The organism is Acutalibacter sp., from assembly GCF_056800975.1.
This window is the reverse complement of record NZ_JBQISV010000048.1, coordinates 1-15,842: the sequence shown is the minus strand read 5'-3', so window position 1 is coordinate 15,842 and position 15,842 is coordinate 1. Positions and strand designations below refer to the sequence as shown.

Genomic DNA, 15,842 nt, shown 5'->3' with positions numbered 1-15,842 from the left:
CCTCTCAAACACCATCAGCGCCCTCTGCTTCATCGGGAACCGCTGGCTCAGAGAAGGAATGATTTCCCCGCCGCCATCCTTGAATTCCTCAAAAAACGCCCGATATTTGGGAGAATACGCCCCGGCGCATAAACCGTCCCTTACCAATATCCATATAGAGAATTTACAGCCGTATGCTTTCAAATACTCGTCACGCTCAGCAGAGCACACAAGATGCCTCCCCCGGCCAAGCCCCGAAAGCTCTGTCCCGCAAAAGCGCGAATAATATTCCTCCGTAACGCTTTCTGCCATTTGGGCTGTCATTTTATTTCTTTTCCTCCCTCTCCCGCTGAGCCCGCTTCCACTCCAAAATCTGCCGCAGCCGCTCCCCGTGCCGGGCCTCGCTCCCCTGGTTGGTGGGGACATAATATTTTTTATCCTTCAGCGAGTCCGGCAGGCACTGCATGGCGGTTAGCTTCTCCTCATAGTCATGGGCATACTGATAGCCCTTGCCATAGTCCAGCTCCTTCATCAGCCGGGTGGGCGCGTTGCGAATGACCAGCGGTACCGGCTCCGCCAGCATTTTCTGAGCGTCAGCGGCAGCAGCCATATAGGCGGCCTCTAAGGCGTTGGACTTGGGAGCCAGAGAGAGATACACCACCGCGTGGGCCAGATTCACCGTGCACTCCGGCATACCAATAAAGTGACTGGCCTGATAAGCCGCCACAGCCAGCTCCAAAGCCCGGCTGTCCGCCAGCCCTACATCCTCGCTGGCAAAACGAATGATCCGCCGGGCCACATAGAGAGGGTCCTCCCCTGCCTCCAGCATCCGGGCCAGCCAGTACACCGCCGCGTCCGGGTCGCTGTTGCGCATGGACTTGTGCAGGGCGGAGATAAGGTTGTAATGCTCCTCCCCATTCTTGTCGTAAAGCAGAGACTTTTTGTTGACGCACTGCTCAATAATCTCCTTGGTGACCGTCACCCGGTCCTCCTCCCGCTGGGCGTTGAGAATGACCATTTCCAGGGTCCCCAAAGCCGTGCGGGCGTCCCCGTTGGCAAAATTAGCTACCATGGCCAGCATGTCCTCATCCATCTGCACATTCTGACCGCCAAAGCCCCGGGGGTCGTCAATGGCCCGGCGCAGCAGCCCCACCAGGTCCTCTGTCCCCAAGGCCTGCAGCACAAACACCTTGCACCGGGACAGAAGCGCCGAGTTCACCTCAAAGGAGGGGTTCTCGGTGGTCGCCCCGATCAGTACAATACTCCCCCGCTCCACAAAGGGCAGAAAAGCGTCCTGCTGGGCCTTGTTAAACCGGTGGATCTCGTCCACAAAGAGAATGGTGCGCTCCCCCAGCATACGGGTGCGCTCCGCCTCGTTCATAACCTCCTTGATCTCCTTGATGCCGCTGGTCACCGCGCTGAAATTGATAAAATTGGACCGGGTGCGCCCGGCGATAATCCGGGCCAGAGTGGTCTTTCCCACCCCCGGCGGGCCCCAGAAGATCATGGAGGGCACATGGTCCCGGTCTATGAGCTGGCGCAGCACCTTCCCCGGCCCCAGCAGATGGGTCTGCCCGGCAAATTCATCCAGGCTCCGGGGACGCATCCGGGTAGCCAGAGGAGTATCCGCCGGGTCGGCCTCAAAAAAATGTGTCTGTTCCATCTAAGTATCCGCTCCCTTTTCTGGTTCCGCTTTGCCAGGCTCTGGGGACAGGTCCCGCCCCTGGCCAACCTCCCTCCGGTACGCGCTGGGAGAACGCCCTGTCCGCAGCCGGAAGACCTTGGCAAAGTAGGAGGGGTCCCCAAAGCCCGCAGCAGCAGCCGCCTCGTTCACCGGCCTGCCCTCCTTCAGGTAGGCCAGACTTTTGCCCACCCGGTAGTCCAGCAAATAGTCAAACAGAGAGGTTCCCATCTGCCTTTTAAAAAAGCGGCAGCACTCGCTTTTGCACAGGCCCACCTGCCGGGCCACGTCCTCCAACGCCAGCTTCTCCGAATAATGCTCATGAAGGTAGGAGAGAATGGTCCGCAGCCGCCGCAGCTTCTCCGTGTCCTCCCCAGGGCCCCTCTGGGCCTTTTCCCCGCAGTTCTCATAGAGCCGCAGCCATACCTCTGTCAGCAGCCTCTGCACATGCAGCTCATACAGGGGGCTCCGTTCCCGGCAGAGGCTGTAAACCTGGCTCAGCCGGTCCAAAGCCTCCTCCTGCCAACCGACCTCCCGCGTCAACAGCAGGGAAGAAACCGAATGGCTCTCTGTAAAGGGTGTGACATATTTAGCCCCAATGGTGCTGCCGTCAAACCCAGCCAGCAAACGGGGATGAAAGGTGAGAGAAATATATTCGCAGTCTCCCCCGGCCATACTGCCCGCATGCAGCGCCCCCGAGTTGCAAAACAGCCCCTGCCCCGTTTCCAGAAGATAGCGGCAGTCGTTGACCCGGTACTCCATACTGCCCGACACCGCCAGCGTGAACTCCACCTCGTCGTGCCAATGCCAGGGAAAGGAGCCCGTGGGATAGGAGGAGATAGGCTTTTTGTCCGCGTAGACCGGAAAGCCGTAGGTGCCATGAGGCTTCAGCTCCCGGTTTTGATCATCAAGAAATAATTCCATAGCGATCCCTCTTGCTGCTATTATAATCCATTCCATGCTGAAAAGCAAGTCCCAGCACACGCGCCGCCTGCGTCGAAAAATATGCAGAAAAACCAGAGAGGCCGTTGCATTTCTCCCAAGAGCTTGGTATAATATCTTCATATTATGCAGAAAGAAGGTCCCACATGCGCCATTTCGACTACTCGTTCTTGTCCGCTCTGCCGCTCTCTCCGGGGCTTTCCAGCCTCCTCTCCACACTTCGCTGGCAGAGCAGCCTGCTTGCCCGGCAGCTGAAGCATGCCTCTGCCCGGGAAAAAAGGGCATTGACTGCGAAAAATAACCCCTCAGCCTCCCCCCTGCCAGAGCTGAGCCTTCCCAGCTATGGCCAGGCATTGGAAGAAATCCTGCTGCTTCAGGACAAGGCCGCGCTGGATGAGGAGGATTTTCTGCATATCTGCCGCCTGCTTCTGCCAGAGGACGCTGCCCTGGATATGGAAAAGAAGCAGACGCTGAGCCTGCTTCTTTCTGTCTGCCGCACCGCAAAGCAGGAGGGGGCGGACCCCCTCCTGCTCATTCCCTGCGTGGCTCTGGACCTGATCTGCCTCTCCCCCGCTCAGACTGTCTCTCATGGCGCCGCGCTGCTGCTTGCCCGGCTGCTGCTGTACCGGTCCGGTCTGGATGCGTACCGGTTTGTGATGCTGGAAGAAAAAATATGCAGATTCTATTTCTATTACGACCGTGCACTCGCCCAGTCGGCTATGCATTGGGCAGAAAACAGCTGCGACTATCTGCCCTATCTGGAAGCCTTTCTCTCCCTGCTCTACCTGGCCTGCACAGACGTCCAGGCCGCGCTGCCCAGTCCCAAGCTCTCCAAGCGGGAGCAAATCGAGCTCCTTGTGCTGGGCAGCCCTGTCCCTGTCTCAAAAGCGCAGATCAGCGCGGCCCTGCCCGAGGTCAGCCTCACCACCATAGAAGCGGTGCTGGGCGCAATGGTCAAAGCGGGCTCTGTTCAGCGGCTGGGCCTGGGGCGGGCTACCCATTATCTGCGGGCCTGACCCGCTCCATCAGCAGCTGATAGGAGCAGAGCCCCTCCTTGGCCCAGCGGCAGCCGCTGCATACCTGGGCAAAATCCTCCTCGGTAATTCCCCGCAGCAATCCCTCCGCCTGCTCCCAGGCAAGCTCCTGTCCCGGGCTCAGCCTCAGAACCTTCAGCGCAGCCAAATCCCGGTGCAGAACATCGTCAGACCCCAGCTCACACCCACCGTCCGGCTGACGATTGGGACAAGCGGCGCACACCGTGTCCTGTTCCGTGCATACTCTCAAAGACTCTCCTGACTTGCCAGCCTCTATAATCCTTCCCATATTCTCCGCAAAAGCCTGGTCATACCCATGCCCAGAGAAAAGCCTTGTGCAGAAAATATGGTGGCCCCGCAGCTTCAAGCCGCACCTCCCAGACCGGCCTTTTTCAGACTGGCAATAACCGCCATTGCCGTGAAATAGGCCAGAACCACAGACACCACATCCTTAATCAGATAAGGCAGGCTGACCGTGAAAAAAGCCTGCGGGAAGGACACAGACATCACCAAAGCAAACTGAACCACCCCGCACAGATGACAGGCCAGCAGCCCCGCCATTCCCAGCGAAATAACGACTGCCTTGTTCCCGGCCCGGCTGCCCAGTCCGCACAACAGCGCCATGGGCAGAAAGCCCCACAAAAAGCCCCCGGTCACGCCCAAAAACGAGCCAAATCCCCCGCCAAATCCAGCCAGCACCGGCACGCCCACCGCACCCAGGGTCAGGTAGACGCCCACTGCCGCCGTACCCATGGCCGGGCCCAGCACACAGCCGCACAGCGCGACAGCAAAGGTCTGCAGCGTCACCGGCACGCCGCTGGGCATGGGGACGGATATCTGGGAGAGTACCGCCAGCACCGCTGCCAGCACTCCAACAAACACTGTTTTTTGCACCGGGTTTTTCATCTCAAGCTTCATGTTTATTCTCCCTTTCCTGAGCCTTTTTCAGGCTCTTTTTCATTATATTGACTTCACCGGCTCCAAAGGCCTTTTCCTGTCCGTCAGACAGCCGCACCAGCAGGCGGGCTTCATCGTCCACTCCCAAAACGACCCCCTCCCACTGGCTGCTGCCCTGCTGAAAGGCGATCTCCATCCCCTGCAGCAGCAGGCGGGAGCGGTACTGCTCCATGAACCCCCGCTGAGGAAGCTGGCGGTAGCTGGCAAAGAAGCGGTTCAGAATCTCTGCGGCCAGCCGGTTTCTGGAGCCCTCCGGGGCCCCGCCGGGAAAAATAGCGCCCACCAGACTGGCCAGCTCTGCCGGAAAGCCCCCAGGGGGCTCCTGCACATTCACGCCAATTCCCAGCACAGCGTAATTCAGTCCACCGCTCTCAAAATCCAGAGAGGCCTCTGTGAGAATGCCGCAGACCTTCTTCCCATAAAGGTAAACATCATTCACCCACTTGATCTGGGCGCGCTGCCCGGTAATCCGGTCAATGGCCTCTGCCACTGCCACTGCCGCAGCCGTGGTAATTGCCAAAGACTCCTCCGCCGCCAGCTCCGGCCGCAGCAGAATGCTCATGTAAAGCCCCGAGCCCTTTGGGGAGTAAAAGCTTCGCCCCATCCGGCCCTTGCCCCCCTCCTGACGCTGGGCAATCACCACCATGCCCTCCCGGCCGCCCTTCTCGGCCAGCCCCTTCAGCACCGTGTTGGTAGAGGACACCACCTCACGCACATCAATGGCCACGTCAGAAAGGCTCCTGTCCAGATACCGGCGGATATTTTCGGGACTGAGTACGCCGCTCTCAGAGACCAGCCGGTAGCCCTTGTTGGTAGCGGCCGCAATCTCATACCCCGACTGACGCAGCTTCTGCACCGCCTTCCACACAGAATTGCGTGTAATGCCCAGCTGCTCCGCCATCTCCTCGCCGGACACACTGGTCTTGCTGTCCTGTAAGAGCTCCAAAATCCGATCGGATATCTCCATTCCGCTCCCCCTTGTTTTTTATTCTGATTCCGAAATCATGTCCCTATCGTAACATACCGGCCCTTGATTGTCAACGAGATCTGGCTCCCACAGGTGACAACCGTCTCAAAAAACAGGCAGAAAAACACCGCCCTCTGAGAGTCATGCTCAAAGGACAGTGCTTTCTGCCTGTTTTTTTTGCTTGTTCCTTACTTTACCGCAACTGCCTCAATTTCAAACAGCGCGCCCTTCGGCAGAGCGGCAACCTGCACACAGGAGCGTGCAGGGGCCTCTCCGGTAAAATACCGGGCATAAATGGCGTTGATTGCGGCGAAATCGTTGATGTCAGCCAAAAAAACTGTGGTTTTCACCACGTCGGCGCAGGTCATGCCAGCCGCAGCCAACACAGCCTGCAGGTTTTCCAGCGCCTGAGTAGCCTGAGCCTCTACTCCCTGGGGCAGCTCGCCGGTGGCGGGCGACAGCCCCAGCTGGCCGGAGGTATAAAGGGTGTTGCCCGCCAGCTTGGCATGGCAATAGGGCCCCACTGCGGCAGGGGCGTTTTCAGCGGTAATGGTTTTGTTCATGGGACATCCCTCCTGATCGGTTTGTGACAATTATATCCTATTTTTCCAAAACTTGCAAGCCCCGCCGAGCCTTTTCCAGCGTCCGGCAACGCCATACAAGAGCCCCCAGCATCCCCCGGCCATAATGGGAATACCCAGCAAATACCCCGGACTGCCCAGAAAGCTCTCAAACCAGGCCAGCGGATTCCCCTCACCCGCCCGGCTGAGAAACATGAAGTTGGTGCCCAAAATTCGATTGACTCCGTATACTGCCGCCACAGTCAGAAGCAAAAACGGCAGCGTGCGCAAAAAACGCCGGAATTGAGGTCGAAAGCCCTCTGACAACACCAGCATTGGGTAGAGCAGCAAGAGAATATGGGCCGAAAAGCTGTGTATGCAAAGAGCGTTTGCCAAGGGCAAATAGGCCCAGCCCGGAAAAATCAACGCCAGCAGCGCACCCGGCAGGCACACCGCAAAGAGCTCCTCCCGCACATACACACTGGGCCGCAGGGCGTCGGCAATGATGCAAAAAATGTGGATGCTGCAAAGATGAAGGGGCAAAAACGAGGGCCGAAACGCCCCGCTTCCCAAAGCAACGCCGTATTTCAACAGCTCGTCAGCCGCCAGCAGACCGGCTGTCATGCCTAGGCACAGCCGCCGGGTACGCTCTCCCCATTGGTAAAAACAGCGGCACAGCACAAGGCTCAGGCCCACTCCAAAGAGCAGCCAAAAAAGATGCCCAGAGCCAAAGAGCGCAAATCCCTGGCCCGGAAGTATGGTGTATTCGGTGTCCCAAAAATATTCCATAGGCTTGACAGCAGCAGAACGCCTCCGTTACAAATTACCCCATACTATGCGCTTATTATGCTAAAATATACCCGTTCACACACAGCAGCACTGCTTGCACACAAGAATTTCCCCTGTGCAGGCCGGGTCGTCCCGGATGATCTCCTCCACAGCAGGCACACAGATATGGCCGCTGAGGGGGTTTTTGATGCTGAGAATAGGCGCGGTAAGGCTGGCCTCTACCTGGGACCTTTCAAAGCTCAGATCCGTGTCAATCATCTCGCAGTTCACCAGCCTCAGGCCCTTGCAGTAGCAAAGGGGCTGGGTGCCGATGATCTTGCAGTTCTCAAAGGTGACATTCTCGCAGTACCAGGCCAGATATTCGCCCTTGATGGTGCTGTTGCGCACCGTCACATTTTTGGCGTGCCAAAAGGCGTCCTTGGTGTCAAAATTGCAGTTGTCAAACTCCGAATCCTCAATGTACTGGAAAGAATATTTCCCCTTCAGCGTCACATCGTCAAAGCGCAGGCGGGTAGACCGCATCATAAAATACTCGCCCTCCACCTGGCAGCGCTCCATGGCAATGCCCTGTACAAACCAGCCGAACTCCGGCGAAATCACATGGCAGTCCCGCATGGTTACATCGCCGCACTCCCGCAGGGCCTTGATGCCGTGAAGGCGTGTGCCGCTGATCTCCACCTGATGAGTATACCAAAGCGCCGCCCGGCAAAGGTCGGTCATATGACAGTCCTGGATGGTCAGCCCCTCGTTATGCCAGAAGGGATAGCGCAGGTTAAAAAAGCTCCGCTCCACGCGAACATCCCGGCACTCCTTAAAGGCGCTCTCCCCGTCAGCCGGGCCGTCAAAGGAGCAGTCGCGCACCGTGATCCCCGTGCTGCCATACAGGGCCCGCTCCTGGTCAAAGGTCTTGTTCTCTATCATTGTCATGCTGATACTCCTTTTTGGGAAAGTCTCCCCGCCCACAGGCGCGGATGGATTGTATACCATTATACTCCACTTTCTTCCAAAACACAAGTACCTGAAAAGCATACCACCCTATGCTCCAAAGGCATAGCAGCCGTTATTTCTTCTCCTCACCCTTTTCCGCGCTCTGCTGCATGGCCCGAAGCAGCTCCTTCTGCTGTCTTTTGCTCTCCCGGGCCTGACGCCGGCGTTTGGCCGTGAGCAGCAATACCACCGCAGCCACTGCCGCCAACAGAACCAGCGTGGGCAGATGAGTCACTACAAACAGCCCCAGCTCCTGGAAGAAAACCACAATGTCTCGGGCATTTTCCCGCATACCGGCCCAGGCCCGGCTGCCCCAGCTCTCGGGGGCAGGCTCCGTGAGCTCCCGTACCTCCCGCAGCTCCAGATGTACCGTGCTGTAATTGATCTGGCTGTCATAAACCCGCAGGGTAGATTCATAATTTTGCAGCTGATAGCGCACCGTGGTCAGCCTGTCCTCCAGGCTGAGGATGTCCTCCAGGCTCTGCGCCTGCTCCAACAGCTCCAGCAGACGCTCCTGCTCCACCCGCAGCGCGTCCCGGTAGCTCTGGGCGTCAACATAGCTCAGGGTAACATCCTCCTCGTTGACAGAGCGGCTGAGCACATTGCAGTTCTCCCCCATAGCGGAGAGAAACCCGTCCAGCCGGTCTGCCGGCACCCGAAGCTTCAGCTGACAGGAGCGGCTATGCTCGTCATAGGCGTACATCTCTGAATTCTCCGTATAGCCCCCCGCCTCTGCCAGCCGGGTGTTAAGCCACTCGAGAAAGCCGTCGTACTCTCTGGTCTCCGCCTCCATATGAACCGTGACGATTCGCTTCCGGCTCTCATCCTGGGGGTCGACAGCCTCCCCGCCTCCACTCGCTCCGGCCTCCTCTGGGGCAGCCTCCTCAGCGGGCTCATCGCCAACCGTGTCAAAGCCCTCAGCCTCAACGGCGGTGGATTCCGCCTTCGCGCCTTGGTCCGCACGATTCCCACTGCCTCCGCAGGCGGAAAGGGACAGCGTCAGCAAAATCGCCAAAGCCAGAGCTGTGATATGCCTCCACTTCATGTTCATACTCATCCCCCTTGTTTTTATCTATATTATAGGGGAATCGGGGAGATATTTCAAGAGAAATTGCACAGCTGTAACCAGGAATTACAGGATTGTAAAGGGGCCTGCTTCCTTAAAACTTCACCCTGCGCTTCCGGTTGGCCCCCAAAATACCGCCAATGGCGCCGCTAAGCAGCACAGCCGCCGCCTTGCCCCCGCTGGCAGGGGTCAGCTGCCCCCCAAAGGACAGCACAGTCACCAACCCCGCCACCGCCAAAAACAGGGCTCCGGCTCCCAGCCCCAGCAGCAGACCTTTTTCCCGCAGGGACAGAGCCGGGAAAAAGCCCCCCAGAAAAACCGCGCCGCAGGCGATCAGCGTAGTAATCAGAGCCAGGGACCCCCTGGGCAGAGACCCGCTGCGGCAGACGGCAAAGGCCGCGATGGACAGCAGCAGCATACCCGCTGCCGCGGTAATCAGGGCGGAAAACGCCATTGCTTTAACCCATTTCATAACAAAAAGACCTCACAACTCATCAGATTCACAGGTTCCTACCTGTGCTATCTGTATGAACCGTAAGGCCTTCTTATGCCTACCTCAAAAAAGATCAGTCATCCTCATGCACAGTGTCCACACTGCCAATGGACCAACGCTTGACCCGCAGCTTGGATTTGTCGCTGCCGGTCTCAATGATGACAGAATCAGACTCGTCCTTTACTGCCACAATCCGTCCGCAGATGCCGCCAATGGTGGTGATCTCGTCCCCCACCTGGGCGTTTTTGCGCATCTCAGCCTCTTTTTTCTTCTTCTTGTTCTGGGGACGGAAGAAAATAAAATAGAGCGCCACAAAAAACAGGCCGTAAACCAAAATCATCACGATCAGGCTCATGCCTCCGCCCGCTCCGGCTGCCGCCGCGTCCAGTACCTTTAGGTTGTACATCTTGTGTCAACACATCCCTTCCAGTGATTACCACTGATTATAACAGGAAAAGCCCCCGCTTGCAAGTAAAATCTTTTTATTCCAGACAGAAGCTAAATCCTCTTTCCCAGCACCTGTATTTTTTCTTGGTAAAACTCCGCAAAACGCCCCTCGTCCAGGGCCTGGCGGATGTCTGCAAGCAGATGGTTATAAAAATACAGATTATGCATCACCGTCAGCCGCATGGCAAGCATCTCTCCCGCCTTAAACAGGTGGTGCAGGTAGGCCCGGCTGAATTTCTGACAGACCGGACAGCCGCACCGGGAGTCCAGAGGGCTCTCGTCCAAAGTATATTTCGCGTTAAGCAGATTGCGCACACCCTCGCTGGTAAAGGCATGGCCATGCCGGGCGTTGCGGGTGGGCATCACGCAGTCGAACAGGTCCACGCCCCGGCTCACAGCCTCTAAAATATTGACAGGGGTGCCCACCCCCATCAGGTAGCGGATTTTATCCTCAGGCATATGGGGCTCAATGGCCTCGATGATGGCATACATCTCCTCAGCGGGCTCCCCCACCGCCAGCCCCCCAATGCCGTAGCCGTCCAGGTCCATGGCGGCAATGCGCTTCATATGCTCCACCCGCAGGTCCCTGTAGGTGCAGCCCTGGTTAATGCCGAACAGCATTTGCCGGGGGTTCAGGGTGTCCTCTAGGCTGTTGAGCCGGGCCATCTCCGTCTTGCAGCGTTCCAGCCAGCGGACAGTGCGGGCGCAGGAGGCCTTTGCGTACTCATAGGGCGCGGGGTTCTCCACACACTCGTCAAAGGCCATGGCAATGGTAGAGCCCAGATTGGACTGGATGCGCATACTCTCCTCCGGCCCCATAAAAATTTTACGGCCGTCGATATGAGAGGCAAAGGTGACCCCCTCCTCCCGGATGCTCCGAAGCTTGGCCAGTGAGAACACCTGAAAGCCGCCGCTGTCAGTGAGCACCGGGCCCTCCCAGCCGGTAAAACGCCGCACGCCGCCCAACGCCCTGACCGTCTCGTCCCCTGGGCGCAGATGCAGATGGTAGGTGTTGCACAGCTGCACCTGACAGCCCAGCTCCTTCAAATCATAAGCGGAAACAGCCCCCTTGATGGCTCCCGCTGTGGCCACGTTCATAAATCCAGGGGTCTGCACCGTGCCGTGGACCGTGGCAAATTCTCCCCGGCGGGCAGCTCCCTCTTTTTTCAATAACCGGTACATGGATTCCTCCCAACAATGTGATGGGTCTATTATACACGGCTTCCGACTGGTTTTCAATGGTTTTCTGCAGACAAAAGCCCCCAGCAGAACCGACCGGCGCATTTCCCGCAAATCCTGCCAAAACAAGAGAGCGGCAAACCGCCCCCTCTCACTATGCAGCACAACTCAAGTCATTCAACAATAAAGCGAGACCATCCCCTGTGATTACAGTCCTCCCCCAACTTAAACCACACCATACAGCCCCAAAAACAAGATCCCCCCTAACTCGTTGAAACAGCCATCCAGAACCAAAACCACGCTTCACAAGCAGCCAAAAGAACCAACTTGTACAGGCAAGTCCACCCCACGCTGCTTCCCAGAAAAAGCGAGCCTCAGTCAACTCTTTCTCTCTGGACCGCAGAATCCAACTTCCTCAGAACACGCCTCCACAGCTGTCCCCTGAACACCCCGCTGGAAAACACCGAAAGCAGCCAGCGGCCTCCAAAAACCACCGGCAGGGTCAGCCACAGGGCCCGGTCGTGGGCAAGGCCGGACGACAGGCAAACCGACGCGGCAAAGGCCATCACCGCCCCCCCGGCGCAGCAAACCCACAGCTCTGCCGGACTGGCAGGGCGGGGCAGCAGAGGCGCCAGCAACGCTGCCAACACCCCCAAACCCGCCGCTTGCAGTGCCGGCAGAAGCAGCTCCAGCTCCGGTACGGTTTTTTCTGAGGACAAGGCCTGCAGCAGCTCCTCGCGCTTTTCAGCGAACAACCGGCCCCAAAAATCAAAGTCAGACCAGCGGTTGGGAATCATCTCCTCCGGCAGCTGAAAACGGAACTCTGTCAGCCAAAGCAGCAGAAACCACATCGCCCCGGCAAGGACAATGCAGAGCCAGAGCCTCCCCCGCCCCCCTTCCGGCGAAAAAGCGGCCCAGATATTCCGAAAGACCTCCCCCAGCAGCAGAACCAAAACCGGCAAAAGCGACAGCCACCGGCCCAGAACCGCCAGGGTCCAGGGCTGGCTCCAAACGCCGGTGAGGCCGTTCCGGGCTGCAAAGTCCTCCGCCGTCAAACGAGGGTGCTCCCCCTCCGGTGTGCGCAGGGTCAAATGGTCCAGTCCCGCGTCCCGGGAGGCGGCTGGGAGCACAACCAAAGGCCGGTCCGTCTCCAAAACGCCCCGCACCACCCGCTGCTCTCCTCCCAGGTCCACCCGGCTGCCCACCGGAGCAGGAACTCCAAACAAGGCCATGGCCGTGCTCCTGTCTATGAGACATCCGTCCTGGTCATTTTCCTCCAAAGACGCAGTCGCGCCCAGCAGCAGCCGGGCATTGCCCCACAACACGATCTTCCCGCAGGACGCAAAGCGGTTCAGGTCCCGGTTTTCCACCGTCACGCTGTCCCGCTGGCCCCAAAGCACAAAGGCAGAGGGCCGCTCCCGTAGCTGCTCCCGTTCCCTCATATCTATCCCGTCCTGCCCGGTAAGCTCCCGGTCCATAACCAACAGCCGCAGACCGTCCAGGTCCTGGGCCTCCAACTCCCATGCCGCCCCTCTGGCCAGAGCAAAGCACAAAAAGAACAGCCCGCAGGCAGCTGCCCTCATCCACCGCCCGGCTCTCACGGGACCTCCAGGCGAATCCGGTCGCCTGTATTGACTGGCTTGGCAGAGGCTGCCAGAAAGCCCTGCCCCCAATCCAGGTCTCCCTGCTGAATAGCTGCCATGGTCTCGTTTTTTTCCAGCACCGTCACATCCCGGCGGGAGGCGGTAAGCTCAGTGCCAAGCAATCCCGCCTTCTCCTGGGTCACCAACAAAAAATACACGCCGTTGTCCTCATGCAGGGCGCTCAAAGGCACCCGGCAGGGGTACTCCTCCGACTTGCGGCGCACCTCCAGCTCTGCCGCCGTGCCAATAGCCAGCACGCCCTCCGGAGGGCGAACCGTCACGTCCAGCAGGCCAGAATCAGTAGGGCTGACCGTAACGGTTTCCAGCCTCAGCCCCTCAATGGGGGGCCGGCCGCTGCCCAGCTTGATCACCGCCTCGTCGCCGGGAGACAGATATTTTTCCAGCTCCACAGGAAACTGGGCCGTGAACACCCCGCCGTTGGCCTCCCCGGCCAGCAGCAGCGCCGTTCCATCCGGCGTAGGCATTCCCACTGTAAGGCTGACTCCCGTGACAGTACCAGAGCAGGGCGCCCGCACCACGCCCCCATCCTTTACCAGCGCTTCCAGCCGGGCCACCTGTTGGGCCTGATGCTCCCGGTCCAGCTCCGCCTTTTTGCCTGAGCTGTCCTGAGCCTGAGGACGCTGAGCGTCCTCCACCTGCCGGCTGGCGGAGCGCAGGGCATTCTCCCGGCTCTCCACCGCCCGGTCATAGTTTTGCTGTGCCGCGTCCACACTGTCCCGCAGAAGCTGAAGCTGCGTACTGGCCTCGGTGTACGCAGCCAGCGCGTTGTCGGCAGAGGCCTTCTCCTGCCGGGCGGCGTCTGCCTGAAGCCCGGCCTCGTCCAGCCTGGGCTGATACTCCTCCCGAACCTGAGCTTCCCGCTGGTCCGGGTCCTCCTGGGCCTCCTCCGCCTCCTTCCGGGCCTGAGCGACCTTCTCCTCCAACTCATTCTGCAAACGGGTCAGCTCCTCCTCAGCCAGCCGCAGCTTTTCAGCGGTCTGGGCGCATGCGGATTCCAAAGCGGAGAGCTCTCCCACCGGAGGCGCGGCGGCGTTCAGCTTGGCCTTGGCCTCGTTCAGCGTCTTGGCCGCCCGCTCCACCTCCTTGTCTCCGCTGGACTTGGCAGCGGCATAGTCCTCATTGGCCCGCTGCAACGCCCGGGCCTGGTCCTGGGCGGAAAGGCTCTCCCGGCTGGCCCGGTCCTGCAAATCCATATCCAGCCGCTGAAGCGTCTCCCGGGCCTGGGCCAGCTTGTCCTCCAGGTCGGCGGCGTCCAGGGTAAACAGGGGCGCGCCCTGCTCTACCACTGCGCCCGGCTTCACCCCAATCCCCGCCACCCGCAGCCCCGGCTCGGTGGTGACTGCCTGGGCGGACAGCTCCTCCACCTTGCCAAAGCCGGTCATGGTCCGGTCAATAGTCCCCTTGGATGGGTAAGCCAAAGCGACCTGAGGAATGGTCAGCCCGTCCGCTGCCCGTGAGAGCAGCGTAAACAGCGCCATCAGCAGCAAAAAGCCCCCCATATACCGGATAGCCCGCCGGGACAAGCTGGCCTTTGGCTTTTCCGTTGCCGGCTGAGGCGCAGGGCGATGCGCCCGGTAGTGCCGCATGTGTTGATTGCCCATGGTGGACGTCCTCTCTCTCGGTAAGTTTTTCGTCAGATATCAGCCTATGACCTTGCTGGCCACATTTTATGCAGACAGGGAAAAGCTCTCTGCCCGCCGCTTACAAGCATCCTTTTCATCCAATCAGCACCCTGGCCCTTATTTTCTACTCCTTTACGGCAGAGGCCACAATCCCCTGTTCCAGGTGGTCCCGCCCGCTGAGAAACACCAGAAAAGCCGGCGCCAACGTGAGCACTGCTCCCGCAAAGGCCGGGCCCGCGTCGCTCAGTCCAATATTGGGCAGGTACAGGGACAGAGGCCAGAGCGTCTTGTTTTTTAGGAAAGCCATAGGCTGCTCAATCAGGTTCCAGCTCTCCAAAAAGCCCAGCACCAGGGCAGAGACAATGCCCGCCGAGCCCAAGGGGACCCCAATATGCCAGAAGATCTGAAAAGCGTTGCGGGCGTCCAGTCTGGCAGACTCAATGATCGCCTCAGGAATGGCCCGGAAAAAGCGGTACATAATGAACACGGGAAAGGTAGAGAACGCCCCGGGCAGAATCACCGCCCACAGGGTGTCGTTCAGCCTCATCCGGTCCAGGGCCAGATAGCTGGACAGCATGGTAACCTGAAAGGGCATGAGCATCAAAATCAGGTACAGGGTGAACAGCGGCCCCCGCAGCGGAAAGCGGTAGCGGGCAAAGCCCCAGGCCGCCGGAGCCCCCACCAGCAGCTGGCCCAGCAAAATGCCCCCTGTAATGGCTATGGAGTTCCAGAACATATGAAAGAATTCCGGAGAGTCCAGCAGCAGCTCCACCACAGAGCGCAGGCTGGGGGTCTGGGGCAAAAGGCTCCAGCTGGCAAAGCTTGTTCGATTTTCCAGCAGTACCGGGCTCAGATAAAGCCTCAGCTCATCCCCGTCCATTATGCAGCCGGAGACGAGAATCACCGCCGGGCTGCACACCAACACCGCCAGTCCGGCCAGCAGGGCCATGGCAGCAATCCGTCCTGGTTTCACCGCGCTTCCCCCTTTCTCTCCCTTTCCGTTGTTTACGGGCAGAGGCCGGCGAGCGGCCTCCCCCTCATTCTCTGTCAAAGCCCTTGCGCAGCAGCCCGATCAGGCATAGTATGACCATAGCCGTCAGCACCGCCCCCGCCGCCATCCGGTCAAAGGACAGGTCCCGGAACCAGTTGTTGAACAGGTGCTGCAGCAGGTACATGCTCCGGTGGGGGTAGTCCCCCGCCACCAGATAGGCCTCCCGGAACACCTTGAAGGAGTTGAGCAGCGACAGCACCGACACGGTGAACAGCGTAGGCAGCAGACAGGGCAGCGTAATGCGCCGGAAGATGGTCCACTCCCCCGCCCCGTCAATGCGCGCCGCCTCATAAATGGCGTTGGAGATGCTGGACAGCCCTGCCATCCACAGCACCACGTCATAGCCCAGGTTCTTCCACAGATAGCTCCCCACCAGCACCCAAAAGGCAGTGGGGCTGTCCATCCACTCTACAGTGGAAAGACC

General features: G+C 59.2%; 18 protein-coding genes. 1 reads left to right on the top strand and 17 read right to left on the bottom strand.

The window, feature by feature from the left end; all coding sequences use genetic code 11:
• From ACTO5E_RS06785 to ACTO5E_RS06775, 3 genes are all read right to left on the bottom strand, one after another.
• Positions 1–210 (bottom strand): hypothetical protein (locus tag ACTO5E_RS06785; RefSeq protein WP_482302652.1); only part of this gene is annotated, 210 nt, incomplete at its 3' end.
• 94 nt (positions 211–304) lie between these two features.
• Positions 305–1,642 (bottom strand): replication-associated recombination protein A, encoded by a 1,338-nt coding sequence (locus tag ACTO5E_RS06780; RefSeq protein WP_482302651.1) that lies wholly within the window; start codon positions 1,640–1,642, stop codon positions 305–307.
• The gene (locus ACTO5E_RS06775; protein ID WP_482302650.1) at positions 1,643–2,584 is read right to left on the bottom strand and encodes an AraC family transcriptional regulator; all 942 of its coding nucleotides are present in this window, start codon (positions 2,582–2,584) and stop codon (positions 1,643–1,645) included. It lies immediately after the preceding gene.
• A gap of 164 nt (positions 2,585–2,748) precedes the next feature.
• Here ACTO5E_RS06775 and ACTO5E_RS06770 point away from each other — a divergent pair, with 164 nt between their 5' ends.
• Entirely contained in the window at positions 2,749–3,618 is an 870-nt protein-coding gene (locus ACTO5E_RS06770; RefSeq protein ID WP_482302649.1) for a hypothetical protein, read from the top strand.
• Here the strand turns inward: ACTO5E_RS06770 and ACTO5E_RS06765 are convergent.
• The 14 genes from ACTO5E_RS06765 to ACTO5E_RS06700 form a co-directional block, all read right to left on the bottom strand.
• Positions 3,596–4,003, bottom strand: a complete 408-nt coding sequence (locus ACTO5E_RS06765) for a DUF1284 domain-containing protein (protein ID WP_482302648.1) — start codon at positions 4,001–4,003, stop codon at positions 3,596–3,598. The two genes, ACTO5E_RS06770 and ACTO5E_RS06765, sit on opposite strands and share 23 nt — an antisense overlap.
• Positions 4,000–4,554 carry a biotin transporter BioY gene (locus tag ACTO5E_RS06760; RefSeq protein WP_482302647.1) on the bottom strand — a complete coding sequence of 185 codons (555 nt, stop codon included), beginning with the start codon at positions 4,552–4,554 and terminating at the stop codon, positions 4,000–4,002. Before ACTO5E_RS06760 ends, ACTO5E_RS06765 begins: the two co-directional genes overlap by 4 nt.
• Positions 4,544–5,560 carry a biotin--[acetyl-CoA-carboxylase] ligase gene (locus ACTO5E_RS06755; RefSeq protein WP_482302646.1) on the bottom strand — a complete coding sequence of 339 codons (1,017 nt, stop codon included), beginning with the start codon at positions 5,558–5,560 and terminating at the stop codon, positions 4,544–4,546. The genes ACTO5E_RS06760 and ACTO5E_RS06755 overlap by 11 nt, the downstream gene beginning before the upstream one ends.
• 188 nt (positions 5,561–5,748) lie before the next feature.
• On the bottom strand, positions 5,749–6,123 hold the full coding sequence (locus ACTO5E_RS06750) for a RidA family protein (protein ID WP_482302645.1): 375 nt from the start codon (positions 6,121–6,123) through the stop codon (positions 5,749–5,751).
• Positions 6,124–6,153: 30 nt separating this feature from the next.
• The gene (locus ACTO5E_RS06745; RefSeq protein WP_482302644.1) at positions 6,154–6,909 is read right to left on the bottom strand and encodes a YwaF family protein; all 756 of its coding nucleotides are present in this window, start codon (positions 6,907–6,909) and stop codon (positions 6,154–6,156) included.
• 75 nt (positions 6,910–6,984) lie between these two features.
• Entirely contained in the window at positions 6,985–7,836 is an 852-nt protein-coding gene (locus ACTO5E_RS06740; protein WP_482302643.1) for a DUF3737 family protein, read from the bottom strand.
• Between the two features lie 133 nt (positions 7,837–7,969).
• Positions 7,970–8,947: a DUF4349 domain-containing protein gene (locus tag ACTO5E_RS06735; RefSeq protein ID WP_482302642.1), complete on the bottom strand. Its 978-nt coding sequence runs from the start codon at positions 8,945–8,947 to the stop codon at positions 7,970–7,972.
• Positions 8,948–9,056: 109 nt separating this feature from the next.
• A complete protein-coding gene (locus ACTO5E_RS06730; RefSeq protein WP_482302641.1) occupies positions 9,057–9,434 on the bottom strand; it encodes a TIGR04086 family membrane protein in 378 nt (125 codons plus the stop codon).
• A gap of 94 nt (positions 9,435–9,528) precedes the next feature.
• Complete coding sequence (yajC, locus tag ACTO5E_RS06725) at positions 9,529–9,861, bottom strand: preprotein translocase subunit YajC (protein WP_482302640.1); 333 nt, start codon at positions 9,859–9,861, stop codon at positions 9,529–9,531.
• Between the two features lie 92 nt (positions 9,862–9,953).
• Entirely contained in the window at positions 9,954–11,084 is a 1,131-nt protein-coding gene (gene tgt, locus ACTO5E_RS06720) for a tRNA guanosine(34) transglycosylase Tgt (protein ID WP_482302639.1), read from the bottom strand.
• A 371-nt stretch (positions 11,085–11,455) separates the two neighbouring features.
• A complete protein-coding gene (locus tag ACTO5E_RS06715; RefSeq protein ID WP_482302638.1) occupies positions 11,456–12,664 on the bottom strand; it encodes an ABC transporter permease in 1,209 nt (402 codons plus the stop codon).
• Between the two features lie 14 nt (positions 12,665–12,678).
• Positions 12,679–14,346, bottom strand: a complete 1,668-nt coding sequence (locus tag ACTO5E_RS06710) for a hypothetical protein (protein WP_482302637.1) — start codon at positions 14,344–14,346, stop codon at positions 12,679–12,681.
• Between the two features lie 145 nt (positions 14,347–14,491).
• The gene (locus ACTO5E_RS06705) at positions 14,492–15,340 is read right to left on the bottom strand and encodes a carbohydrate ABC transporter permease (protein WP_482302636.1); all 849 of its coding nucleotides are present in this window, start codon (positions 15,338–15,340) and stop codon (positions 14,492–14,494) included.
• 64 nt (positions 15,341–15,404) lie between these two features.
• A partial coding sequence (locus ACTO5E_RS06700; RefSeq protein WP_482302635.1) for a carbohydrate ABC transporter permease occupies positions 15,405–15,842 on the bottom strand: 438 nt, incomplete at its 5' end.